The sequence below is a fragment of the Spirosoma areae genome, from assembly GCF_054781775.1.
On record NZ_BAAGTT010000027.1, the window covers coordinates 188,668 to 213,753 of the forward strand.

The window sequence follows — 25,086 nt, forward strand, 5'->3', positions numbered from 1 at the left end:
CCGGAGACGCAAGGTGTTGCGGCTCTACATAAATCGACAACTATGTTCCGAAACTACGTTAAAATCGCCTGGAGAAACCTCTGGAAAAACAAGACGTTCTCCTTTATCAACATTCTGGGGCTGGCCCTGGGCATGGCCTGCAGCCTGCTGATTATGATCTGGGTGCAGGATGAACGGCACATGGACCGGTTTCATCTGAACGACAGCCGACTCTACCGGGTCATGGAAAATCAGCACTATACGGGTGTAATCAATACCTATCCGTCGACGCCCGGTATTCTGGCCGAAAACATCGTGAAAGACATTCCCGAAATCCAGTTAGCCAGTCAGTCACTCTGGGAGGAGTCTCCATTGTTCACGGTCGGCAACACCTTCGAGAAAGAAAAGGGCCGCGCCGTTCAGGGCGACTTTCTGACGATGTTTTCGTTTCCGCTCAAACAGGGCAACCCCAAAACGGCGCTCAAACGCCCCGACGGGCTGGTGATCTCGCAGAAGTTAGCCGACAAATACTTTAAAGGGCAGAACCCGATGGGGAAACTTGTACGGATTGACAACAAAGATGATGTGATGGTGACGGGTATTCTGGCCGACATGCCCGAAGCCTCTTCGCTGAAATTCGACTTCCTGATGAGCTACGACCGGTGGCAGAAAACAAACCCCTGGTCGAAAGAATGGGGAAACAATGGCCCCCGCTGTTACGTACTGCTGGCGCCGAATGTGTCGATTGATAAGGTGAATGCCAAGATCAGGAACTACGTCAAGACCAAGAATAAAGACAGCAACGTTGAGTTATTCCTGCAAAACTTTGGTGAGTCCTATCTCTATTCAAACTGGGAGGCAGGTCAGCAAAACGGGGGGCGCATCGAGTATGTGCGGATTTTTTCTATTGTCGCCATTTTCATTCTGGCCATTGCCTGCATCAACTTCATGAATTTAGCCACCGCCCGCTCGGTCAAACGGGCCAAAGAAGTGGGCGTCCGGAAAGTGGTGGGCGCGTATCGGAACAGCCTCATGGGCCAATTTCTGGGCGAATCCATGCTGATTACCTTACTGTCGCTGGTGTTTTCGGTCGTGATTGTGCTGCTTATTCTGCCCGTCTTCAACGAATTGACCGGTAAACACCTGGCGCTCGATTTTTCCAATCCCACCTTTCTCCTGCTATTGGTTAGTTTAGCCCTGCTCACGGGCTTAGTTTCGGGGAGTTATCCGGCCCTGTTCATGTCGTCGCTGAATCCGGTGGTCATTCTGAAGGGGGCGCTGAAGTTCAGGTCGAGTGCAACGTATTTCCGAAAAGGCCTCGTCGTGCTCCAGTTTGGCCTGTCCATCATGCTGATTCTGGGCACGCTGGTGGTGTACCGGCAACTTCAGTTCATCCAGTCCAAAAATCTTGGCTACAACCGCGAAAATCTGCTTTATTTACCTTTAGAAGGCGATTTGCAGAAAAACTTTCAGACGTTCCGGCAGGAACTGGAAAAGCAGCCGGGCATCAAATCGGTAACATGCTCCCAATCTGACCCGCTCGAAGTGGGCAGTTCGACACAGGGTGTAAAATGGCCGGGGAAAGATACCACTCAACTGATACTCTTTAGTCAGAACGCGATTTCGTATGACTACGTCAAAACGATGGGCATCAAACTCCTCGACGGCCGCGATTTTTCTCCCGCCTTTAGCACCGACACCAGCAATTACCTGATCAACGAAGCATCGGCCCGAAAAATGGGGTACAAATCGCCCGTCGGCAAAGAGATGACGATGTGGGATCGGAAAGGAAAAATCATTGGTCTGATGAAAGACTTCCACTATAACTCACTCCACACAGCCATTGAACCGCTGATTTTACGGCTGCAGCGCGGAGTCAGTGACACGACAAATAACTGGGGAAATGTGCTGGTTCGCACCCACGCGGGAGAAACCAAACAGGCCGTGGCGAGCATAGAAGCGGCCTTTAAAAAGTTTAATCCCCGTTTTCCGGTTAAGTATTCCTTCACCGATCAGGAATTTGGCAATTTGTATAAGGCCGAAAACACGGTCAGCCAGCTATCCAGCTATTTTGCGTTCCTGGCGATTTTTATTTCCTGTCTGGGCCTGTTCGGCTTAGCCGCGTTCACCGCTGAGCAGCGCACCAAAGAAATCGGCATCAGGAAAGTGCTGGGGGCCAGCGTAACGAACCTCGTGGGTATGTTATCCAAAGAGTTCATTTTACTGGTTTTGCTGGCGGCCTTCATCGCCTTTCCGCTGGGCTGGTATTTCCTGAGCGGCTGGCTCGAAAAATACGCCTACCGCATTGAATTGGAGTGGTGGTACTTCTTAGTGGCCATCCTGGCAGCCGTGGGCATTGCGCTGCTGACGGTCAGTTTCCAGAGCATCAAGGCCGCCCTGATGAATCCGGTGAAGAGTTTGCGGAGTGAGTAAGTGGGGGCCATATCGTATGGAAACCCGTTAGCTTTGCATACCCAACTATAACGGGTTTTCAACGTGAACCGTCTGCCCGGCATCTACCTTGTTTTGTTCTGGACGTTGCTGGCACTTCTGGCAACCGGTCAGGATTTGTTATTTGCGGCTTTGCGGGAAACCGAACTTGACTGGGGCGAGGTACTGATCTTTAAAACGTACTGGCTCCTGATGGCGCCCGTGTCGGTGCTGGTCTTCTGGCTGGGTGATCGCTTTCCGCTGAAAGCACCGGATGAATTTCGGCACGGCCTGATTCATTTGCTGAGTTCAGTGATGGTCAGTGTACTGCATATTACCGCGTTTGCCGCCACCATGATGGGGCTAAGCCGATTGTTTAATATGGGGCCGCCCTATACCTTTAGTGGCGTCTGGCAAAAGATGCTGGCCACCAACCTGATCTACCTCGTGCTGATGTACTGGCTCATTCTGGCTGGCCACAAAGCCTTAACTATTTATCGGGAATGGCGGCTCAGTCAGCTTCGTACCGTCGACATGGAACGTCAGTTAAGTGAGGCCCGCCTGAGTTTTCTCAAAAGTCAGTTACAGCCGCATTTTCTGTTCAATACCTTGCATTCCATCACTACACTGGTGCAACTGCACGACCACGACCGGGCCGTGGACATGCTCAACCGGCTGAGCGAATTGCTTCGCAATGCCCTGAAAGAGAATCAGCTACAACTCATTCCGCTCCATAAAGAACTGAACATTCTGGAACAGTATTTAGCCATTCAGGCCGTGCGTTTCGCCGATAAACTGCTGGTTTCGGTGCAGGCCGACGACCACCTGCTCAATGCCCGTGTGCCGTACATGATTTTGCAGCCGCTGGTGGAGAACGCCATCAAATACGCCGTTGAAACGGCTACCGGGCCTTGCCGGATAACCATTGCGGCTCAGGGAGAAAATGGGCAGATTCGGCTGTCGGTGCGCGACGAAGGAACGGCTAAACTGACCACATCCGTTCGGTGGGGTAATGGCCTGCGCTTAACCGAAGAGCGGCTGCAAAGTCAGTACGGGTCGCACTATTCGCTGACGATGTGCCCGAACGATACGGCAGGAACGATTGTCGAACTTCGCTTTCCGTTACAGCAACATGATTAATGTGCTCATCGCCGACGACGAAAAACTGGCTCGTCAGGCCCTTCAACTTCAGTTGGCCCGGTTCCCGCAGGTGACCTTAGTGGCGGCTTGTTCCGATGGGGGAGAGGTGCTGCGCGACGTCCATCAACACCGGCCTGATGTCTTGTTTCTGGATATTAAAATGCCGGTATTTTCGGGCTTAGAGGTGGCGCAGCAATTGCCCGAAGGCTATGTTCCTCAGCTCATCTTCGTTACGGCCTACGATGCCTATACCTTAGATGCCTTCGACCGGCAGGCGCTGGACTACCTGCTGAAACCCTTCTCCGCCGAGCGCTTCGACAAAGCCTTTCAGCGCGCTCTGGACCAGATACGCCTGCTGCGGCAGACCCAGGAATACAGCCAGCACCTGCGCCGGTTAACAGCGCAGATTGCGGCTGCTCAGGCGCACCTGTGTTCCACAATTATCACCGTCCGAACGGGCAGCCGCACCGTGCCCGTATCGGTTGATGAAATCGACTGGATTGAAGCCGACGGTGATTACGTCAAACTCCATACCCCTGCCCGTACCTACCTGCACTCAGAAACCCTGACACATCTTCAGCAGCAACTCGACCCCGCTCAGTTTGTCCGCATCCACCGGTCGGTTGTGGTCCGGCTGGCTTGTGTGAAAGAGACTCGTTCGCGCTACAATGGCGATTATGACGTGGTGCTGCATAGTGGTCAGCGCCTGCGGTTAAGCCGCCACTACCGCTTATCGCTGCGGGGCATTTTGCTCTAAACAAAGGGTTGTTCCGTTGCGTATAACGCAGTAAATAGTCTGGTAGTTAATTAACTATCTAAACACAAGCCACTTGAGCCTTTACACTCCCAGGCGGTTGGGTTGCCAGGCTTCCTGGGGGAACGTGCATCTTGTCAGTGGAAAGGTTACTTTGAATCTCAATTTACATTTTTTGGTTATATTGGAAACCAAATCAAGACCATGACCAGCGAACTAAGCATAACCGTTTATGATAGCCAGATTGAGCGACTTATTCGTAAGCTGCTGAAAGGTGGGCATTTTTCGTATTCGGTTGATACAGTGGAAGAAAAGACTTGGGAAGATTTGACGCTAGAAAATTATCGTGCCATGATTCAGGCGCATAGACCAACTATAAAATCAAAATCGTTCCGCGACGGCGGCCCGGCAGCACTATGAGGGATGAGGTTAAGCCGCTCGAAATTGTGGAAGTAGATTTTTTCTTTCCTACGCAAGGCAAATATCTACCTCATCCTGCTTTGGTCATTTCGTCAGCCGAGTTGTTTGAGGAAGAAGCAATGTTTTACGGAGTTCTGTTAAGCAGTAAGAACTTGTTGCCCCAGTACACGATGGTCTTAAAACCAGAATGGCTAAATAAACCCCAACAAGCTAAAGGCTATTTCGTGACCCATATGGTTATGATGTGTAGCATGAGGGACGTGTCAAAGCGTAGTAATACGTTTCTCAAACCAGCGTACTTTGACTTGGTTAAGACCAAAATCATCGACTCAATTTTCTACAATGGCTAAAAAAACATATAAGGTTGAAGTAAGTTCGGCTGTTAAACGTCAGGCGTTAGAAGCCCTGTTGGTTGCTTTAGGATTCGACAAGGCTGGCCCGGATGCTTATGTTGAAGCGAAAAAAACGCCGGTAAAAAAGAATACATCAAAGGCAGCGAAACCTGCGGCAAAAAAAACAACAAGTACTAGTGTAAAACAGAAACCAACTCGCTGATTACCTAACCGCCCAACTAAATATAAGGTGGCACCACCCTTAATCGACCTTCAGATTTTTCACCGGGTTGCTGCGGGCGGCTTTCAGGGTTTGGGAACCAATCAGCAAAAAGGCCAGGAGCAGGACCACCAATACACTGGCCAATAACTCATACAGACCAATGGGTTGGTGATACGCGAAGTTGTTGAGCACCACTTTGTCGAAGAAAAAGTAGGTAGCCGGAAGCGCTACTAAAGCGGCAACACTAAGCAGACCTAAAAATCCTTTGCTCAACAAATAGATCAGGCCGCTTTCGCTGGCGCCCAGCACTTTGCGGATGCTGATTTCTTTTAATCGGGTTTCAGTTGTGAACACCACCATGCCAAACAAACCCAGCGAGGCAATGCAGATGGCCAGGAAAGCAATGAAGCCAATCACCCGGAGCATGACCGAGAACTGGCTGTAGGCCTCCTCAATCTGATCTTCATAGAATTTGGCCTCTAAGGGATGAACCTTGTCAATTTTTCGCCAGGCATCATCAATGCTGGCTAATGTAGCAGGCAAATCGGTGGACATAATCTTCACATTCAGGTAGCCGCCAGGTTGGTCGTCAGAATAGCGGAACATGACGGGTTCGATTTTATTCTCCATCGTTCCATAATGAAAGTCTTTGAGTACACCCACAATGGCGAGCTTCTGTCCATCTACGGTTACTTGTTCACCGAGGGCTTTTTGTGGGTCTTTTTTCGCAATGTTAAACCGTTTCAGTACCTGTTCATTCACAATGATTTCGCTTTCCTCTCCCGTCTTCGGTCGCAAACTGAAATTCTTACCGGCAATCAGCTTATGATTATGCACGGGCAAATAATGCTCGTCAACCAGATTTAGCCAAACCATCGCCGAGTCCTGCGGAGCCGTGTATTTCATGGTAGTCCCATGAATGCTCCCCAGGCTTGTAATCATCATCGATTGGGAAATTTTACGGACTGCCGGAATTTTCGAGAGTTCGTTTATCAGTAGATTTCCTTTATTGCCCTGCAACCGGATATTCAGAATATTTTCGGTCGTGAACCCTAAATCGAACGTCAGAAACCCCCGGTATTGATTATAGCCAATCAGGGTTGTGGCAATAAACATCAGCGAGATCGTGTATTGAATGACAATCAACGCTTTACGCATACTGACATGCCGGAATACTTTTATCGCTGATGCGTCTTTTATCACCTGAAGGGCGTTGATGCGTGAGAAAAACAACGCGGGCAAAAAGCCGGCAGCAACGCCAACCACTATGGCGAGGGCGATAAAGTAAAGGATGATTCGGGGTGAAAGGTCGAGTGAGACCAGATTTTCTATGAATGGATTGAGGGCGAGAAATTGCGTTCGCAGAAACAAAAACAGGCCAAAGGAAAACACCAGGGCCAGCAGGGCGATGATCACCGATTCGGCCATAAACTGGCCCAGCACATGGCTTTTCAGGGCGCCAATGATTTTGCGAATGCCCACCTCGCGCGAACGTCTCAGCGAACGGGCAATGGAAAGATTGGTGTAATTAAAGCAGGCCGATAGAATAATGACGAAGGCCAGACCACCCAGGATCCACACCAGCAGGGGCGTCATGTTGGGGCCAATTGAGTTGGAAAGGTGCGGGCCTAATGCCGCTTGCTTAAGCGGTTGAAGGGCTATCGTTATCGTTTTGTTCGTTATGGCCGCATTTTCCTGCGAATTGATTTTAGCCAGTGTAGCTTGTAGTGATTCAGGATCACTGGCCGAGGGCAGAACGATGTACACATAATTCTGCCAGATGTTTTCCCAGCTATAAAAATTGGGATCTTTCTGCGGTTGTTGTCTATCAGCGGTCGCGAAGGAAATCAGCGCTTCGAAGCGGAGGTGCGACAGTTTGGGAACCTCTTTTGCGAGGCCAGTGACTGTATAATTCAGGGTATCAAATCGAACCACTTTGCCCAGTGGATCGGCCTCTCCGAACAGTTTTTTTGCCGTCTTTTCGGTCAATACCAGCGAATAAGGTTCTTTTAGGGCGGTGGCCGGGTCGCCTTTCAGCAAGGGAAATGTAAATACCCTGAAAAATGAATCATCCGCCCACAGGGCTTCGAGCGGTACTGTCGTCTCGCCAACGTGGGCATCGCCCGAAAACCCATTTCGCAGTATCGTTACGTCTTCTACACCGGCTACCGATTCCCGAATCTTCTTTCCGGCCTTAACCGACGTAGAAGCCAAATCCATAGCGGGCTGTTCGAGGTTTTGATACGTCGTGATAACACGGTAAATACGGTCCTTCTTCGCCTGAAAATCATCATACGACCGTAAATCAGTGATGAAGGCAATAACCAGCAGGCCCACCGACATGCTAACGGCCAGCCCAAAGATGTTGATAAACGAAAATAATTTGTTGCGTACCAAACTGCGCCGGGAGGTTTTGAGGTAGCTGCCAATCATGATCCAATGGATAAACAGGTTAATGAAATCGGGTTTGCGAACCGTATAGAACCGGAAAAACTTCAGCGCATCGAGGCAGTAAATCAGTCGGGCTTGTCTGGCCCCTTTGGTTGTCAGGTTGCGTTCAAAATATTCATTCAGGTCACCCTGCAGATCTTCGAGCAAGTCGGGCCGGCAATACCAGCGGAGCAAACGCTGCGCCCACCGGGGCGGTTTAGCCCGTTGGGGCTGTAATCGGGTGTTTTGGGGGGTAAATCGTTTCATATCGAGCCTTCCAGATTAAATCCGGGAATAATACGCCAGAGCGATTCGCGGACATCTTTGGCTTTGGTTAACGCTACTTTTCCGGCGTGCGTCACTTCGTAATAGCGTTTGCGTTTTCCTCCCCGCGCGCTGGTGGCATCACCCAGCTTACTTTTCACCAGGCCCTTTTCCTGCAGCCGATTCAGCACGGCATGAACGACGCCCAGTTTTGCAACCCGGCCTGTGTGTTTTTCCAGTTCATCGCAAACGGCCACACTATAGGCGTCGTTCACCAGTGCGGCAATCGTTAGCAGTACTAATTCTTCAAATTCCCCCAGGTTTGTTCCCTTCATCGAGTTGCTACCCTAAACGCTTCAGGCCAGTTAATTCTGTAAATGTATGTAAAATGAATTTATTAAATCCTTATTTGTATGTAAAATTTTTATTGCCGATTTACTCCAGCCACTGTCATGACACTGCCATTAGCTTAGTGGCTCTACCCATCGGCTCGTCGGCCCAACTCATCCGCCTGCCGACTTAATGGTGGCATTTCCCACCGCTTTATCATCTTTCGGGCAAATCTCCACGACGATGACGACGCTGCTAACGCTATCGACCTGCCTGCTGTCGCTGACAGTATCCTTTTCGGCCTGCGCTCAGAACACTACCCAGCCGACAAACGCTGCCGATCCAACGCCCGGCATCTCCTACACCAGCCCGCCCTGCGATGGCGAACAAGGCTGCGATGCCATTTATGCCGAAAGCCCGGTGTCACTATCTCAGTTAAATGCCGTAGACACGCTGCCCGATTTTAGTGCCGACCCGCGCAAAATGCTGGTTACCGGAACTGTGGTGAAGCCCGACGGTCGAACGCCCGCTCCGAACGTGGTGCTGTACATGTACCACACCAATCAGGCGGGCATTTACCCCAAACGACCGGGTCTGCTGCCAGTTGGTCGCTGGCATGGCTACCTGCGGGGCTGGGTGCGGACCAATGCGCGGGGCGAATACTTTTTTTATACCTGCCGCCCCGCCCATTATCCGGGCCGGACGATTCCCGAACACATTCATGTTCATGTCAAAGAACCCGATAAACCGGATTATTATATTGACGATTTCGTCTTCGACGATGACCCGGTTTTGTCGACCACCGAGCGGAATCGACCCAATAAGCGGGGCGGGTCGGGCCTTAGTCAGTTAACGACACAGAACGGGCTGCTGCTCTGCCGCCGAACCATTATTCTGGGATTGAACGTCCCAAATTACCCGAATCATGGCCGGTAAATCCATACTCCTCATGTCCCGATTGCTGGTCGCCAGTTGTGTAGCTGTCTGGTTTATCGCTTCCGTTGCCTGCGCTCATCCGGGGGTTGGTATTGTTCGCGACTCGCGGGGCACCATCTTTTATACCGATTTGGTCCACGTCTGGAAGATAATCCCCGGATCAGGCCGCAGGCAGCTTGCCGTTCGCAATGTGCATACCCACGAACTGGCCCTCGATACTCAGGACAATCTTTTTGGCGAACACCTGTGGTATGAGGGTGAAGCTACAAATAAATGGGGTCATTACGTCTGGCGACTGAGTTCGAGTGGGCAACTCACCAAAGTGATTCCAACTACGGAGGGGTTTCTGACGAACTATAGTTTTGTGCGCGACCGGGCGGGGGCTATGTACTGGGTCGAGCGTGGAGTGCCCACCCGGTTCATGAAAAAATCGCCGAAGGGTAGGATGACGCTATTGGCCACCGGCACGTTCAGGGATGTTCGCTGGCAGCACGTCACGCCCGATGGAGTGGTCTATTTTGTCAACGATGACGGCCTGCACCGGCTGTTGCCCAATGGCACTATAAAGCTCATTAACAGCGACCTCGACGAAGCGCCAGCGTCTGCGTCGGTGGTTAATCATAATCTGATGGGCCTCTGGTCTGACCCGCCGGGGAATGTATACGTAGCCGTTTCCAATCAGCGAAAGGTGCAGTGCATCAGCCCCAACGGGCGCGTAACGACGGTAGTCCGAGTGCCTTCGCCCTGGGCGCCATCGGGCGGCCTGCTTGCGCCCGATGGGTCGATGTGGTTACTCGAATTCTCGCCCACAAATCAGGTGCGGGTCCGGCGAATTGACAAACAGGGCCGTGTGCAGGTTTTTTGATAAGTCGGGGAAAGCAGATTCTACCAGCAGCAGGGCCGTATCCAGTATTCGATGACCTTTTAACTTGATCCTCCGGGCAGGCTCTTTGTCCAAACCCGTACATAATTGTCCGTTTATGGACAATGTAGAACGTCACTCGTTCATGAAATCGGCGTTTATGGCTGTTGTTGACTGCTTTTTCAAGTTGGCAAGGCATTTGATATACCGAAATAGAGGAAATAAATCGTGTCTTCATTAGTAGGTAATTTACGCGTATGCGACGCAGTGATTTAGGCGAGTTTGAGGAAGTGGTCCTGCTGGCCGTAGCCGGACTGTTACCCAACGCGTATTCGGTTTCGGTGGCCGAAATTCTCGAAGTAGAAACGGGGCGTACTGTCAGCACGGGGGCTGTTCATGCCGCGCTGCAACGGCTGGAGCAGAAAGGCTACGTGAGTTCCAGTCTGGGTGAAGCCACGGCTGAGCGCGGGGGCCGACGCAAACGCCTGTTCACGCTGACTGCGCTGGGCGGGCGAATCATTCAGGAGGTTCATGCCGTGCGGAATCGGCTTTGGAAGCGCATCGTGCCGGAAACCATACTGAAATGGAGTTAGCCCGTCCATTAATCATTTTCCATTAATCATTTTCCATTATGTCCCCTCCCAAATGGCCCGACAAGCTGCTCAACTGGTTAGTAGCTCCGCACCTGCGGGAGGAGGTGCTGGGTGACCTGCACGAACGCTACGTCCGGCGGGTGCAGCGGTTAGGTGCAGCCGAAGCACATCGATCCTACTGGCCGGAGGTGCTGGCGTATCTGCGGCCCCGCTTCATCAAACGTAAACCGAGTCAGTATCCAACCCCAAACCCTACGGACATGCTACGGAATTATTTAAAAATCGCGTTACGAAACCTTGGCAGGCAAAAGGTTTATTCGCTTATCAACATTGGCGGGCTGGCAATGGGCATGGCCGTAGCGATGCTGATAGGGTTGTGGATTTATGATGAGTTATCGTTTGATAAACAGCATAAAAACTACAACCGCATTGCTCAGCTCTGGCAGTTTGTAAAGTTCGACGTGGAGAAAGCATCTTACGATGTTCTGCCGATACCATTGGCCGCCGAACTCCGTACTAAATACCCCGATTTTGAGTCGGTTAGTTTGTCAAAGCCGACCGGCGACGTGATTCTGGCTTCAGGCAATGAGCGGTTTACTAAAGTCGGTCGCTATGTAGAGCCAGATTTTTTGGGCATGATGTCGCTGAAGATGCTGGCCGGAACTCATAAGAGCCTGACCGATATCAACAGCATTCTACTCTCGGAATCAGTGGCTAAAACCCTGTTTGGTTCCGAAAATCCGCTCAACAGGCTTATTAAATTCAACGACAAAGCAAATGTCAGAGTAACGGGCGTTTATGAAGACTTTCCGGCCAACAGCAGTTTCAACAACGCGCTTTTTCTGGCCCCCTGGAGCTTGTTTCTGGCTACCAATGAGAATGCCAGAAATGCCAAAGACGAGTGGGACGAAAACTCCTACCAGATTTTTGTCCAACTCAAAGACGGGGCCTCGTTCGAGCAGGTTTCGGCCAAAATCAAAGACATTCGGATGAAGCGGGAGGACCCACCACCCTACAAACCCGAATTTTTTCTGCACCCCATGTCGAAATGGCATCTGTATGCTGACTTCAGAAATGGCGTTAACACGGGCGGACTCATTCAATTTGTGTGGCTGTTCGGCATCATCGGCGGGTTTGTGCTGTTGCTGGCCTGTATCAACTTTATGAATCTGTCAACGGCCCGCAGCGAAAAGCGGGCGAAGGAAGTTGGCATTCGGAAGGCCGTTGGTTCAGTACGCAGCCAGTTGATCAGTCAATTTTTCAGTGAATCCTTTTTGGTAGTGGGGCTGGCGTTTGGGGTGGCGGTTATGCTGGTGGTGGTTTCGCTGGGCTGGTTCAGCCAGGTGGCTAACAAGCAGATAACTATGCCCTGGCTGAACGGGTATTTCTGGCTGACGAGTCTGGGGTTTATTCTGCTGACGGGCCTGCTGGCGGGGAGTTACCCGGCTTTGTATCTGTCCGGTTTTCAGCCGGTGAAGGTATTGAAAGGGGCTGGCTTTCGCGTTGGGCGGTTTGCGGCAATCCCGCGTAAAGTACTGGTGGTAACGCAGTTTACAGTGTCGGTCGCGCTGATTATCGGCACGATCATCGTGCTGCGCCAAATTGAGTTCGCTAAAGATCGTCCGGTCGGATACAGCCGTACCGGATTGATCGAAATCAACATGACTACGCCCGCGCTGTATGGACATTACGACGTGCTGCGGGCCGACTTGCTTAGCACTGGGGCAGTTGCCCAAATGTCGGAGTCGGCGGGTTCTGTAACCGTTGACTATGGTGGCGTAACGAATGTTTCATGGGCGGGCAAAACGCCCGATATGCACCCGCTGGTGATGGCTAACCGCATCACCCACGATTACGGCAAAACGGTAGGCTGGCAGTTAGTTACGGGCCGCGATTTTTCGACCAATTTTACCACCGATTCGTCGGCGATGGTCCTGAACGAATCAGCCCTGAAACTGATGGGTCTGAAGCAACTCATCGGCGAACTGGTAAACTGGAACAACAAAGACTATCGGGTCATTGGCATCATCAAAGACATGATTAAGGAGACTCCTTTCGTGCCGGTGAAGCCCTCATTTTTTGTCTTAGATTATAAATCGGTCAACGTAATTAACATCAAACTGGTTCCGCAAATAGCTACCAGTGAGGCACTTGACAAGGTAGCAGCGGTTTTTAGAAAGTATAACCCAGCGGCTCCATTCGACTACAAGTTTGTGGACGACGAGTATGCCAAAAAATTTGGGCACGAGGAACGCATCGGCAAATTGGCTTCGGTCTTTTCCATTCTCGCCATTCTCATTTCCTGTCTGGGCTTGTTCGGTTTGGCTTCGTTCACCGCAGAGCAGCGCACCAAAGAAATAGGTGTTCGCAAAGTACTGGGCGCATCGGTACTGAATGTATGGGGTTTGCTCTCAAAAGACTTCGTGTTTTTAGTCCTTATTGCCTTCGGCCTTGCCACGCCCCTGGCGTATTATTTTCTCTCAGGCTGGCTTCAGAATTACGAGTACCGCACCGAAATTTCCTGGTGGATTTTTGCCGTGACAGGCTTAGGTGCGTTGCTCATTACGTTGCTGACGGTGAGTTATCAATCCATCAAAGCGGCCCTGATGAATCCCGTCAAGAGTTTACGAAGCGAGTAACTTATGTACACATTCCCGTCAGCCGTATGGACCCCAACCCGTCAAAAACACCCGCCCCACCCAAGTGGCTCGACAAACTGCTGAGTTGGTTCGTGGCTCCGCACCTGCGGGAGGAGGTTCTGGGCGACCTCCACGAACGATACGAACGGCGGGTGCAGCGGCTGGGCGCGGCCAAAGCCCACCAGCGTTACTGGCGGGAGGTGCTGGCCTATCTGCGGCCCTCGATGATGGAACGAAACTCTACTCAATACCCTAACCCAGCAACTACTGCTATGTTACGCAATCACCTGAAAATCGCTTTTCGAACCCTGAGTCGGCACAAACTGTATACGGCCCTCAATGTGGCCGGTCTGACATTCGGCATTACCTGCTTTTTGCTGATTGGATTATACCTGTTCGACGAACTGACGTTCGACCAGCAACACAGCAAAACGAACCGGATTTACCGGGCAATTCAGCATAAAAAGACGCCAACCGAAGACCTCACCATTGCGGCCTCAAGTTACAAAGTGGCCGAAGAATCGAAGAAGAGTATTGGCGAAATCGAAAACTCGGCCCGGATTACCAGAACCGGGAGAGCTAATCTGTCAAACCCGGAAAACAAGAATACATTTCAGGAAACAGTCACCTTTGGTAACCCCGGATTGTTGGAAATCTTCGATTTCGAAGCGGTTGACGGCAACAGTAAGTCGGCTTTGAACGAACCTAATTCCATCATCATTGTCGAAGAGTTAGCGCAGCGACTTTTCAACACTACGCAGGTTGTCGGCAAAACCGTCATGTTTGAGTTTGACTCAGGTAAGCCGTTGACAATTACGGCGGTCCTGAAAAATCATCCCCGCAATTCGAGTTTCGACTTCAATTCTGTGGTTTCGGAAGCAACTATCAGCAGCAGTGATGACTTTGCCCAATGGATAGCTGACTGGGATTCTCAAAATTTCATGACGTTTTTTCTGTTGAAAGAGAAAGTAAATCCAGAAATCGCTGCCCGAAAAATTACGAATTTACTCAACACCCATGCTAAAGTAGAGAAGGGTACTTCGATAAACTACAGCCTTCAACCCTTAGCTGATATCCATTTATATTCTGAAACTATTGTGGATGGTGCCCGAAATTCGAACGTCGAAGCGGTGAGTCAGGGCGTTTTGCTTTACATCAAAATCTTTGCCATTGTCGCTCTTTTTGTGCTGCTCATTGCCTGCATTAATTACATGAATCTGGCGACGGCGCGGGCATCCAATCGGTCGAAAGAAATTGGCGTTCGCAAAGCTAACGGGGCTTTTCGGAGTCATCTTATTGGGCAGTTTCTGACCGAATCATTAGTTGTCACTACCATTTCGTTTCTACTGGCCGTAGCGATGGTTAATGTAGTGCTGCCTTCCTTCAATAAATTTACCCATAAAGAACTTTCATTTGGCATTTACAGCGATTATCGAATCTGGCTTTATGCCCTGCTTGTTCTTGTCATCACGGGCTTATTGTCAGGTAGTTATCCCGCCTTCTTGTTGTCACGATTCAGCCCGCTTTTATTATTGAAAAATCTCAAAATCCAGAACAAAGGTGATTTGTCTTTGCGGAAGATGCTGGTCATTTTTCAATTCACGATTTCAGTGGTCATGATGATCGCTACCATCGTCCTTTTTCAACAGGTCCGGTTTGCGAACAATAAGAATTTGGGTTTCAATAAAGAGCTATTGTTAGTCGTGGATATAAATAGCGGAAAAGTGAGAACCGGCGCCGAAACCATTAAAACGGAATTTAGTAAAATCGCAACGGTTAAACATGTATCGGTTACCTCACGGGTGCCGGGCGAATGGAAAACAATTCCAACCATCAAAATCAGACAGGAAGGTAATACGCAGGAGCACCAGATTTCATACCTGCTGGGCGTGGATGAAAATTTTGCCAATACGTTTGAGGTGCAGCTTTTGAATGGTCGAAATTTTGGGGGGATGAGCGATTCTTCCTGTGTTCTGCTTAATGAAACGGCGGCAAAATTGCTCAACATCACGGCGGCATCGGAGCAATTGGTTGACATACCATCCCGAGCGAATTTAGGAAGCTATAGGCCACTCAATGCGGCTAATCAACCGTTTAGAGCACGAGTAATTGGTATTGTGAAGGATTTTCATTTTCAGTCGTTACGCGAGAAAATTGCCCCGATGGTGCTGGCCTATCAGAAAAATCCGGTGCATAATATTGATTATTTCACCTTACGAATCGAAGGCAAGGCTATTCCGGCAACGCTGGCAAAAATGAATGCCGTTTTGACCAAAATTGACCCCACGCATCTGCTCGAATATCACTTTCTGGATGAGCAACTGGCTCGGTTCTACGCCGAAGACCAACGCCGTGAAACCCTGCTGATTTGGGTGGCTCTGGCCACGATTTTCATTGCCTGTCTGGGGCTTTTTGGCCTGGCAACCTATGCCGCCGAACAACGCATCAAGGAAATCGGGGTGCGTAAGGTGCTGGGCGCAAGCCTGTTCAATCTCACGGCTTTGCTGTCAAAAGATTTTCTGAAATTGGTTCTGATCGCCAATGGCCTTGCCTTCCCACTGGCCTGGTGGGCTACCAATCAATGGCTGAACGAATTTGCTTACCACATCGAGGTTGAGTGGTGGATGTTCGTCGTTTCGGGGGCTTTAGCCGTAACAATCGCCTTAGCAACGGTCAGTTATCAGGCTATAAAAGCGGCTTTGATGAACCCGGTAAAGAGCCTGCGGAGTGAATAGAAAACGGCTTTTTCATTTCTATTCGTCATTGATAGCCGTCAAACATGCTCAATCACACTCGCTGATAAACGATGGTTATCCGTTGGGTTTTCGTTGGATTGGGCGTTTTGGGGTTGTCGGCGTAAAGGAACACCCATGTCATGGTATTTCCCTGAACAGCAAGGTCATAGGTGGCTGGTGGAATGTCTTTCAGCGTAGTGGTCACGGTAACTCGTCGACCAGTCTGCACCCATCGGCCATTGATATTATTGGCTTCTATTCTTTTTTTCATGGCTCCACAGGCATCGGGTACCGTGGTTTTCATCTGCCCATCGCTGGTGAAGGTGTAGGTAATGTCTTTGGTGCAGGGGATTGTCCGGGCCATCATCTGATTCATATCGGTTGCCTTGCCGCTGGCATCGACCAGCGTCATGGAGACCCGCTTCCAGGTGCCCGACACATCGTCGGCACTGAGTGTGCGAAAGCCGGTTGCGAACAGGCTAATACTTATTGCCAAAAGGAGCGTGCGTGTCATAAAGTGATGGGTTTACGGATTTGGTAACCGAAAACTAAATCGCCGGTCAACAAAACGTAGTGCAGTTGGTACAGGGCTACTTTGGGAGTAGTTTAAAGTCAGTATAAGCCTCTACATCATCCCACTGGAATTTTAGTACGCCACCTGCTTTTGCTTCCTCAAGCTTAATGGTAAACTGATCGCTGGGCGTGCTAAGCGTTTTTACCTGAAGAGCAACGTCTGCAATATCTTTGCTTCTGTCGGGGTCGGTAGGCCATCTTGTTGTGTTTGTATTGATGATCAGCCGCCAGCCCTGCTGGCCAGGAATTGTATACAGGCTATATTTTCCCTCTGGAATCACTGTTTTCCCAAGTTGAATAGGGTTCTGAAGGGTTAAAACAGTAGCCGCACTGGCTCCTGTTCGCCATACGGAATCATACGGAACGACACCTCCAAAGATTTTTCGCCCCCGCCGGAACGGCCTGCTGTAGTCAATGCGAACCGGGCTTTTCTGAATAGTTACAGTCAACGTGTCTCTGGGTGACGGATCGCCAATGCCTGACGTTTTCGACATCCGTTTGGCTGCTTGATCAACATCGATTGGGGGGTGCTTCGTCACCAGAAAATTGTACACGGTGCCTGTGCCATCTGACCGGATGATTTTCCCTTCCGGGTCGACGTTAATTTTGGTGTATTCGATAAATGGCCCGCCAAAAATCATGGTGTCTGCACCAGCATAACGAACGCTGATTTCACTTAACGTACCCGAATTGGTCATTCTAAGCGGGCCGAGTGCTTGTTTGCCTGATTTGGCTAAGCGGACGCAATTCCATTCGATAAGTGAAAATAATGGATTGGTACCGCCAAAAAAATCCATACTGGCGGCAGCCTGCTTTCTGATAATTTCAGTCGGACTGTCTTTCTGAGAAATAAAGAACGTACAGGTATCATTTGTACAACTCATCGTGCGATAGTACGGGAACCTCCATGCTGTTTTAGCCTGATAAGGAAGGGAACTATTCAAAGGCTCCATAGCGGCCATAGTAAATTCCCGTATTGTTCCGTTCGGATAAAAATGGACATTAAATTCACCAATGTGATTCTCAAACATCCGAAACAGGACTTTACCGTAGAGATGATTATTGATCACACTGTACGTCTCAACGAATACGGTGTCAGGCCCCAGTTTGCCAACGAAGGAAGCCGTATACGGTTTGACCTGGCCAACGCTGTAGTCCGTAGCGAACAGGACAACCGACAAAATACCTATGTATCGTAGAAATGTGTTTACCACGGGTCGAAGTCAGCTTTGTTGGTGATATGAAAAACCCGGCTGTAGGTCCCCCGAATGTAACGAACCTGAAACCGATGACCAGACAAATGCGTAACCTGCGTCTGGAATAAATTAAAAATAGATACGTCCACCCGGCCAACGAAGATGACTTTCTTCGCCAGCATGTCGGGCGTCAGGGCCTTAACCACCGTTGTTGAGCGGGCACGGGCCGCATCGAAACGCACTCGGAGCGCTTCCATCGTAGGCTCCTGGATCGACATTGGCTTTTTATCGGTCAGGTAACGGCCTTTGTTTTCAATAGCATCAGCCATCCATTCCTCAAACCAGCAAAGATGACCAACCACCCAGCGGACCGGATTCGATTCGGGGTTCGGTTTCCAGTCGGCTTCTGTCTCGGTAATTCCCTTCAGATTACCCCATAGCGATTTGTACTGATTCGCCGTCATATCCTGTAACAGGCGGACCTCCCTGAGTGAAAAGTCATCGTCCTGAATCGGCAATGCTGGCTCAGTGACCAAAAATGGAGAAAGCGCACAGATGGTGGATCCCTGTTGAAGAAACGCACGTCGTGAGTGGGTTTTCATGAAGATTGAAAGTAAAGGAAGGTTGATTGGCAATCAGTAGGTAAACATCCGGTCGCTGTCGGCAGCGAGCCGGACGAGCACCGCAGGCATGGCAAATTCAGCGGGTTTTCCGGCAATGTCGGCATCGGTCACGTTCCGCGCTTTCGACGACATACCCGACAGGTAGAACCGGCCACCGGCTTTCACGATAGCCTCATAATGGTCGCGGAGTTTACCCGTGCCCAGCCCAACTACCTTATCCATCTCGGCGTCTTTAAGGAGGGTAACGGCATCGCCCGCCAGAAAAAGCGAGACGGTATGGCCTTCGTCTGATGCCGTCTTTGCTACCAGAAAACCCAGGGCAGCCTTCGTCGGATTCTCCGGGCCACAGGTGATATGAATCAGGAATTTCATCTTTTTGTCAGTTGGTTTAGATGCGGTGCCTGTTGGTGACTGGGCATAGATGGCTGCCCCTGTCAACAATAGCCAAACCAGGGTAAGTAAATACCGGTTGTTGTTCATGATTTCTGCTGAGATTACTCGTCGTGAATCAGCGGCTTGATTTGTTCAGCCATTTCCGATGTGATGGTTACCTGATGGGCTTGCTGTGCGTGCTGAGCCGCTAACTGGAGCACCTCGGCTTCGCTTTCAGCTTTGACGATGCCGGGGCAATCGAAACCAACATCTTTGCAGTGGAGTACTTTCATGATTCTGTGAGGTTTAGTGAACGGATGGTAAATGTGAGGAATTATCTAATGCAGACCAAGACCTGTACAGGTGTATTCTCCCGGATTTATCAAGTGGTCATTTTCTGGCCTAACTACTTCATAGTCACAAGGAAAAAACTACTTTTAAGGAAATATAAAACCCGACGGAAAAGCGTAGATATGCTTTTCCGTCGGGTTTTAGGCAGTAGTGTGGCGTTACGCCACTGAAAATTCGCTTAACTCACGCCCTGCGCTTCGACCACGGCAATGGCGACCATATTCACAATTTCGCGCTCCGACGAACCGAGTTGCAGCACATACACCGGCTTTCGCATTCCCAGCAGAATCGGGCCGATGGCGTCGAAACCCACCGAACGCGGCCCGGCGGCCTCACGCATGAGGTTATACGCAATGTTAGCCGCCGACAGGTTGGGAAAAATTAGTGTGTTCGCCCCTTCATCGGCCAATTTGCTGAGTGGATAATTCTGCCGCAGCAGGTCCGTATTGAACGCTAAGTGCGCCTGCATGGAGCCATCGACCACCATGTCGGGATGTTTTTGCTGAAGAATATCGGTGGCCTGCTGCATTTTATCGGCATCCTCGCCCTTGGCGCTCCCAAAGTTGGAATAGGTCACCAGCGCAATGCGGGGCTTGATGTTGAACCGCTCCACGGCCCGCGCTGTCAGTTCAGTAATCTCAACAATATCGTCGGTGGTCGGGTCTACGTTGACCGTTGTATCGGAGAAAAACAGTGGTCCCCGGTTGGTGAGCAGAATATACATACCCGCCACTTTCTGCACGCCCGCTTCTTTGCCGATAACCTGCAGGGCGGGCCGGATGGTGTCGGGGTAGTTCTGTGTCAGCCCCGAAATCAGGGCATCAGCCTGACCTGTTTCGACCATCATCGCCCCGAAATAATTGCGCTGAAGCATCCGTTTCCGGGCTTCGGCGGCACTCACGCCTTTGCGGTGCCGCTTCTGGTAGAATAAATCGCCGAACTGATCGATGAGGTCATGCTGCTCCGGCGAACGCGGGTCGATGATGGCGACGTCGGCCAAATCCAGGTTGTTCTGGGCAATCATGCCTTGAATCATCGCAATTTCGCCCAGCAAAATGGGGTAGGCAATACCCTCATCCTTAACCTGTTGAGCCGATTTGAGTACCTTCAGGTTTTCGGCATCGGCAAACACGACCCGTTTCGGATTGGTGCGGGCTTTGTTGTTAATCACCCGTGAAATCCGGGTATCCTGACCCAGCCGCCGGGCCAGTTGCGTTTCGTAGGCATCCCAGTCGGTAATGGGATGCTTGGCCACTCCCGACTCCATAGCCGCTTTGGCTACCGCCGGAGCAACCGTTATCAGCAGACGCGGGTCAACGGGTTTGGGAATGATGTAGCCCCGGCCAAACATCAGATTGTCCGTGCCGTAGGCCATGTTCACGAGGTCGGGTACGGGCTTTTTTGCCATATCGGCCAGCGCATGAACGGCGGCTAATTTCATGGCTTCGTTGATTTCCGTCGCCCGAACGTCGAGCGCACCCCGAAAAATGTACGGAAACCCCAGCACGTTATTCACCTGATTGGGGTAATCGGAGCGGCCCGTAGCCATAATAATGTCGGGCCGGGCAGCAATGGCGTCTTCGTAGCTGATTTCGGGCGTGGGGTTGGCCATGGCGAACACAATCGGATTGTTGGCCATTGAGCGCACCATGTCCTGGCTCACTGTATTGCCCTTCGACAGGCCCACAAACACATCGGCATCCACAAAGGCTTCGTCCAGCGTGGTCAACTTGCGCGAGGTGGCAAACAGACGTTTGCGCTCGTCGAGGTCGGTGCGGTCAACCCGGATAACGCCCTTGCTGTCGCACATGACGATGTTGTCGAGGCTGGCCCCCAGCGCCACATAAAGTTTGGTGCACGAGATTGCCGAGGCCCCTGCGCCGTTGACCAGAATCTTTACCTCCTGAATCGTTTTGCCAACGATTTCCAGCGCGTTCAGCAGGGCGGCCGCCGAAATGATGGCCGTGCCGTGCTGGTCGTCGTGCATGATGGGAATGTTCAGGTCGGCTTTGAGCCGTTCCTCAATCTCGAAACATTCCGGGGCTTTGATGTCTTCCAGATTTACCCCGCCAAACGTCGGCTCCAGAATTTTCACCATCCGCACGAACTCATCCACGTTTTTGGTGTCGAGTTCAATGTCGAACACGTCGATGTCGGCGTAAATTTTAAAAAGCAGCCCTTTCCCTTCCATCACCGGCTTGCTGGCTTCGGGACCAATATCGCCTAAGCCCAGAACGGCCGTTCCGTTGCTGATAACGGCCACTAAATTGCCTTTGGCGGTGTATTTGTAAACGTCTTCCCGGTTTTCGGCGATGGCTAAGCACGGCTCGGCAACGCCCGGTGAGTAGGCCAGCGATAAGTCGGCCTGCGTACTGTAATCTTTAGTCGGAATGACTTCGAGTTTGCCGGGACGTCCTTTGGCATGGTATTCCAGCGCATCCTCACGGCGAATCTTTTGTTGCATAGAATAGGGTTGGGTTGGGAGAAACCCTGGTCTCAAAAGTACAATAAATAGTACCTACGCCCTTACTTTTTTTGCGGTGAAGGTAGTCTGACGATTCCACTCGCCCGTCGACAGGGCTGCCTAAGCGAATGGGTACCGGGCTATATACTCAGATTTTGCCGAAACCGCATTGATTTGCTTACTTTTAACCGACCGATTAACGTTTTCGATCCCGATGGCATACCGTTTTCTATGAATCAACCTTTCCCTTCATCTGACATACTGACGCTTTTTCAACGCATCGTCGAGGGCAACCCGAACGGCATTGTCGCCTGCCAGTCCGTAGTACACGATGGACAGGGAGCCGTGGTTGACTACCACATTATCTTTCACAATGCCAGAGCAGGTCAGTTGCTGGGCTTTTCCGACGACGAACGCATCGGGAAGGCCCAGCTTGAGCCATTTCTGCACCAGGTCGAACAGCGGCAGCCTGGTTGTCATGACGCGTTCGTTGAGAAAACCGGCTGCTGGATCGAGTCACAGGTTTGCTGGTCAGATGCGGGCTTCTTTGTTGTCCTGCACGACATAACCGACCGCAAACGCCACGAAGAGGGGCTTCTCCGGCAGAATTCTTTGCTCAGTGGTATGCTGGACACCTTCATGAGCGGCCTGACGGCCTATGAAGCCGTTAAGGATGAGGCTGGCGAGTTGATCGATTTCCGGTTAACGTTTGTCAATCAGGGATCGCTCCAGCAGGCCAGGGGCGTTGTGACCACGCGCGACCAGATCGTGGGCCGAACCCTGACGGAGCTATACCCCCGAACCCGTGAGGAAGGCATGTGGTATCGCTATCAGCAGGTGTACCAAACCGGGCAGCCCGTTCGGCAGGAGCATTATTATCCCGCCCTGAATCGGTGGATGGACGTGTCGGTTCAGAAATCGGGCGATAGTTTGCTGGTGACTTATGACGACATCACGGCCCGCAAACAAACGGAACTGGCCTATCAGCAGCAGGCCGATTTACTCCGCAACGTGATGGACGCGTCGCCGGCCGGGATTTCGTTCATGAACGCCCAGCGCGACGAACGGGGGCAGCTCATTGATTTTCGGCTAATGCTGACCAACCAGGCCACCGCCCGCATGACGGGCCGTACAGTAGCCGATATCCAGGGTAAATCCGTAACCGAAACCTTTCCGAGTTACCGGCCCTTAGGCGTATATGATCACTACCGGACTGTGCTGGAAACCGGCCAGCCCGCCCGATTTGAGGTGTATTACCAGGGCGATGGCTTAGAGAACTGGTTTGCTGTAGCCGCCTACCCCCAGGGCGATGGCGTCGTGGGGACGTTCCTGGATGTTACCCCCATCCGGCAGGCCCAGCAGGCAGCCCAGCAGCAGGCCGATTTGTTGACCCAAATCAGCCAGTCCATGCAGATGGCTGTTTCGGCTCATCTGCCCGTTCGCGATGACGATGGCCGGATTGTGGATTTTCGCTATACCTATTTCAACGAAAAAGCAAAAGAATGGCTGCCCGTCGACTGGCAAAGCGTTGTTGGTCAGACGGTGCGGACGATGCAGTTTGCGGCTAACGTGGACCACACCATTGCCCGAATGGCGCGGGTGGTCGAAACGGGTCAATACGATAGCTTCGACGCCACCTTACCCGACGGCCGTATCTTCTACAACATCATCTCCCCCTCCGGCGAGGGTACCGTCAGCACGTTCATCGACGTGACCGGGCAGCGCCAAAACGAACGGCGGATCGCCGAGTTGAAAGCCACCGCCGAACAGCAGGCCGACCTGGCGAAAAGTGTGCTGAACGCATCCCTGACGGCCGTTGCGCTGTACAAAGCGGTACGTTCTGATGCGGGCGTCATCACCGATTTTTGCTTTACCCTGGCGAATCAGACGACGCTCACGATTTTTGGCATGACTGCCGATGAACTATATGGAAAAACCCTCACTCAGCTAAACCCACCGCTGCGAAACAGTCAGGCCTTCGATCAGTATGTAGCGGTATGTGAAACGGGCCAGCCCGTTGTTGTGGAACGCGAGGTACGGGGCCGGTATTACTACGTGTCAGTCGTCAAATTTGGCGATGGTATTCTAACGTCGTCTGTCGATATTACGCAGAATCGGCTGTACCGCGATCAACTCGAACAGACCAATATCGCCATGCAGCAACAACAGGAACTGCTGCATAGCGTTCTGGATGGCTCCCAAAATGCCATTATTGCGTTTGAGGCCGTGCGTGCCGGGCCAGCCGATGACCAGCCCGGCCGGATCACCGATTTCCGGTACGTCTTGCAAAACGAAGCGAACCGGCAGCGGGTTGGCCGCTCCGACGCGGTACTGCTGGGCCGCACGATGCTGGAGTTCTTCCCCGACGTGGCAACCAACGGGCTGCTGGACCAATACGCTCAGGTAGTCGAGACGGGAGAGATGCTGCGTTTTGAACTGGAATATACGTACCAGGATATACCCGGCTGGTTCGATTATTCCGTTGTGAAACGGGGGGATGGTATCGTGATGACGGTTCATGACAAAACCGCCGAGCGACGCGCCCGGCAGTTGGTGGAGCAGGCCAATGCAGAACTTCAGCGATCAAACAATAACCTGCAATCGTTCGCCTACGTAGCCAGCCATGACCTGCAGGAGCCCCTGCGAAAAATCAGGTCGTTTGGCGACATGGTGATGGCCGAATTTGGCCCTCAACTGCCGGAGAACGGCCAGGATATGTTACGCAGGATGCAACTGGCTGCTGAGCGCATGAGCATACTGATCCGGGACATTCTGGCCCTGTCGAGGCTAACCACGCAGAAACAGGCCTTTGCCAGCGTGGACCTTAGCCGGTTGATAACCGAGGTGCTGACCGACCTGGAAACGATGGTGGCCGAAAAAGGGGCCATCGTGGAGATAGCTGATCTGCCCACGGTACCTGGCGATGCGCTGCAGTTACGGCAACTGTTCCAGAACCTGCTCGCCAATGCGCTTAAATTTACCCACCCTAAGCAGTCGCCCCGTGTGCGGGTGAGCTGCCAGCGCCTGTCGGCGCAGGAATTACCACCGGGTTTGTTGGCTCCGGCCACAACAACGCAGGCGGACAAAGCCAGCGTCGGGCCGGCGTCTGCCAGCCGGTCTTATTATGCACTGACGGTCAGCGATGATGGCATCGGGTTCGACGCCCAGAAACATGGTGAAACCATATTCGGTGCCTTTCAGCGGCTGCACGGGCGCACGGGCAACTATGCCGGCACAGGCATTGGGCTGGCCATTGCCAGACGGGTAGTTGAGAATCATAGCGGGGGCATCCGGGTTCAGAGCCGGGAGGGCGAAGGCGCTGCCTTTACCGTTTATCTGCCCCTTTGAGCCGGGTAGCGGAAGCATTCCCCGCGCTTTAGCCAGAGGGGTGTCAACGCTGGACACTACCGAAAAAACTGATTTTCTCTTATGCGTGCTTC

General features: G+C 51.7%; 21 protein-coding genes. 13 read left to right on the top strand and 8 right to left on the bottom strand.

What is annotated here, in order from left to right:
• Positions 1 to 42: 42 nt before the first annotated feature.
• From ACYVI1_RS14965 to ACYVI1_RS14985, 5 genes are all read left to right on the top strand, one after another.
• Positions 43 to 2,412, top strand: a complete 2,370-nt coding sequence (locus ACYVI1_RS14965) for an ABC transporter permease (RefSeq protein WP_460911414.1) — start codon at positions 43 to 45, stop codon at positions 2,410 to 2,412.
• A 63-nt stretch (positions 2,413 to 2,475) separates the two neighbouring features.
• Positions 2,476 to 3,549 (top strand): sensor histidine kinase, encoded by a 1,074-nt coding sequence (locus ACYVI1_RS14970; protein ID WP_460911415.1) that lies wholly within the window; start codon positions 2,476 to 2,478, stop codon positions 3,547 to 3,549.
• Positions 3,542 to 4,306 (top strand): LytR/AlgR family response regulator transcription factor, encoded by a 765-nt coding sequence (locus tag ACYVI1_RS14975; protein ID WP_460911416.1) that lies wholly within the window; start codon positions 3,542 to 3,544, stop codon positions 4,304 to 4,306. The genes ACYVI1_RS14970 and ACYVI1_RS14975 overlap by 8 nt, the downstream gene beginning before the upstream one ends.
• A 201-nt stretch (positions 4,307 to 4,507) precedes the next feature.
• Positions 4,508 to 4,723 (top strand): hypothetical protein, encoded by a 216-nt coding sequence (locus ACYVI1_RS14980; protein ID WP_460911417.1) that lies wholly within the window; start codon positions 4,508 to 4,510, stop codon positions 4,721 to 4,723.
• 342 nt (positions 4,724 to 5,065) lie between these two features.
• Entirely contained in the window at positions 5,066 to 5,278 is a 213-nt protein-coding gene (locus ACYVI1_RS14985) for a hypothetical protein (RefSeq protein WP_460911418.1), read from the top strand.
• A 39-nt stretch (positions 5,279 to 5,317) separates the two neighbouring features.
• Here the strand turns inward: ACYVI1_RS14985 and ACYVI1_RS14990 are convergent, their stop codons facing one another.
• Together ACYVI1_RS14990 and ACYVI1_RS14995 are read right to left on the bottom strand one after the other, a co-directional pair.
• A complete protein-coding gene (locus tag ACYVI1_RS14990; RefSeq protein WP_460911419.1) occupies positions 5,318 to 7,975 on the bottom strand; it encodes an ABC transporter permease in 2,658 nt (885 codons plus the stop codon).
• A complete protein-coding gene (locus tag ACYVI1_RS14995) occupies positions 7,972 to 8,307 on the bottom strand; it encodes a PadR family transcriptional regulator (RefSeq protein WP_460911420.1) in 336 nt (111 codons plus the stop codon). Before ACYVI1_RS14995 ends, ACYVI1_RS14990 begins: the two co-directional genes overlap by 4 nt.
• A 53-nt stretch (positions 8,308 to 8,360) precedes the next feature.
• On the opposite strand from ACYVI1_RS14995, the gene ACYVI1_RS15000 reads away from it, so the two are divergent.
• The 6 genes from ACYVI1_RS15000 to ACYVI1_RS15025 all read left to right on the top strand — a co-directional run bounded on the left by ACYVI1_RS15000 (position 8,361) and on the right by ACYVI1_RS15025 (position 16,067).
• Entirely contained in the window at positions 8,361 to 8,495 is a 135-nt protein-coding gene (locus tag ACYVI1_RS15000; RefSeq protein WP_460911421.1) for a hypothetical protein, read from the top strand.
• Positions 8,496 to 8,545: 50 nt separating this feature from the next.
• Positions 8,546 to 9,238 (top strand): intradiol ring-cleavage dioxygenase, encoded by a 693-nt coding sequence (locus tag ACYVI1_RS15005; protein ID WP_460911422.1) that lies wholly within the window; start codon positions 8,546 to 8,548, stop codon positions 9,236 to 9,238.
• Positions 9,239 to 9,251: 13 nt separating this feature from the next.
• On the top strand, positions 9,252 to 10,103 hold the full coding sequence (locus ACYVI1_RS15010; RefSeq protein ID WP_460911423.1) for an NHL repeat-containing protein: 852 nt from the start codon (positions 9,252 to 9,254) through the stop codon (positions 10,101 to 10,103).
• Between the two features lie 254 nt (positions 10,104 to 10,357).
• Positions 10,358 to 10,693: a PadR family transcriptional regulator gene (locus ACYVI1_RS15015; RefSeq protein WP_460911424.1), complete on the top strand. Its 336-nt coding sequence runs from the start codon at positions 10,358 to 10,360 to the stop codon at positions 10,691 to 10,693.
• 38 nt (positions 10,694 to 10,731) lie between these two features.
• Positions 10,732 to 13,332 (top strand): ABC transporter permease, encoded by a 2,601-nt coding sequence (locus ACYVI1_RS15020; protein ID WP_460911425.1) that lies wholly within the window; start codon positions 10,732 to 10,734, stop codon positions 13,330 to 13,332.
• 26 nt (positions 13,333 to 13,358) lie between these two features.
• Positions 13,359 to 16,067: an ABC transporter permease gene (locus ACYVI1_RS15025; RefSeq protein WP_460911426.1), complete on the top strand. Its 2,709-nt coding sequence runs from the start codon at positions 13,359 to 13,361 to the stop codon at positions 16,065 to 16,067.
• A 52-nt stretch (positions 16,068 to 16,119) separates the two neighbouring features.
• On the opposite strand, the gene ACYVI1_RS15030 is transcribed toward ACYVI1_RS15025, so the two are convergent.
• Both ACYVI1_RS15030 and ACYVI1_RS15035 read right to left on the bottom strand, forming a co-directional pair.
• The gene (locus ACYVI1_RS15030) at positions 16,120 to 16,581 is read right to left on the bottom strand and encodes a lipocalin family protein (protein ID WP_460911427.1); all 462 of its coding nucleotides are present in this window, start codon (positions 16,579 to 16,581) and stop codon (positions 16,120 to 16,122) included.
• A gap of 76 nt (positions 16,582 to 16,657) precedes the next feature.
• On the bottom strand, positions 16,658 to 17,524 hold the full coding sequence (locus ACYVI1_RS15035; protein WP_460911428.1) for a DUF2911 domain-containing protein: 867 nt from the start codon (positions 17,522 to 17,524) through the stop codon (positions 16,658 to 16,660).
• 111 nt (positions 17,525 to 17,635) lie between these two features.
• Here ACYVI1_RS15035 and ACYVI1_RS15040 point away from each other — a divergent pair, with 111 nt between their 5' ends.
• Positions 17,636 to 17,839 carry a hypothetical protein gene (locus ACYVI1_RS15040; RefSeq protein ID WP_460911429.1) on the top strand — a complete coding sequence of 68 codons (204 nt, stop codon included), beginning with the start codon at positions 17,636 to 17,638 and terminating at the stop codon, positions 17,837 to 17,839.
• An 8-nt stretch (positions 17,840 to 17,847) separates the two neighbouring features.
• On the opposite strand, the gene ACYVI1_RS15045 is transcribed toward ACYVI1_RS15040, so the two are convergent.
• The 4 genes from ACYVI1_RS15045 to ACYVI1_RS15060 form a co-directional block, all read right to left on the bottom strand.
• Complete coding sequence (locus ACYVI1_RS15045) at positions 17,848 to 18,438, bottom strand: DinB family protein (RefSeq protein WP_460911430.1); 591 nt, start codon at positions 18,436 to 18,438, stop codon at positions 17,848 to 17,850.
• A gap of 33 nt (positions 18,439 to 18,471) precedes the next feature.
• Positions 18,472 to 18,939 carry a DsrE family protein gene (locus ACYVI1_RS15050; RefSeq protein ID WP_460911431.1) on the bottom strand — a complete coding sequence of 156 codons (468 nt, stop codon included), beginning with the start codon at positions 18,937 to 18,939 and terminating at the stop codon, positions 18,472 to 18,474.
• Positions 18,940 to 18,953: 14 nt separating this feature from the next.
• Positions 18,954 to 19,124: a DUF1059 domain-containing protein gene (locus tag ACYVI1_RS15055; RefSeq protein WP_460911432.1), complete on the bottom strand. Its 171-nt coding sequence runs from the start codon at positions 19,122 to 19,124 to the stop codon at positions 18,954 to 18,956.
• Between the two features lie 236 nt (positions 19,125 to 19,360).
• The gene (locus tag ACYVI1_RS15060; protein ID WP_460911433.1) at positions 19,361 to 21,646 is read right to left on the bottom strand and encodes an NADP-dependent malic enzyme; all 2,286 of its coding nucleotides are present in this window, start codon (positions 21,644 to 21,646) and stop codon (positions 19,361 to 19,363) included.
• Between the two features lie 231 nt (positions 21,647 to 21,877).
• On the opposite strand from ACYVI1_RS15060, the gene ACYVI1_RS15065 reads away from it, so the two are divergent.
• On the top strand, positions 21,878 to 24,994 hold the full coding sequence (locus tag ACYVI1_RS15065; RefSeq protein ID WP_460911434.1) for a PAS domain-containing protein: 3,117 nt from the start codon (positions 21,878 to 21,880) through the stop codon (positions 24,992 to 24,994).
• The last annotated feature ends 92 nt before the right edge of the window (positions 24,995 to 25,086 follow it).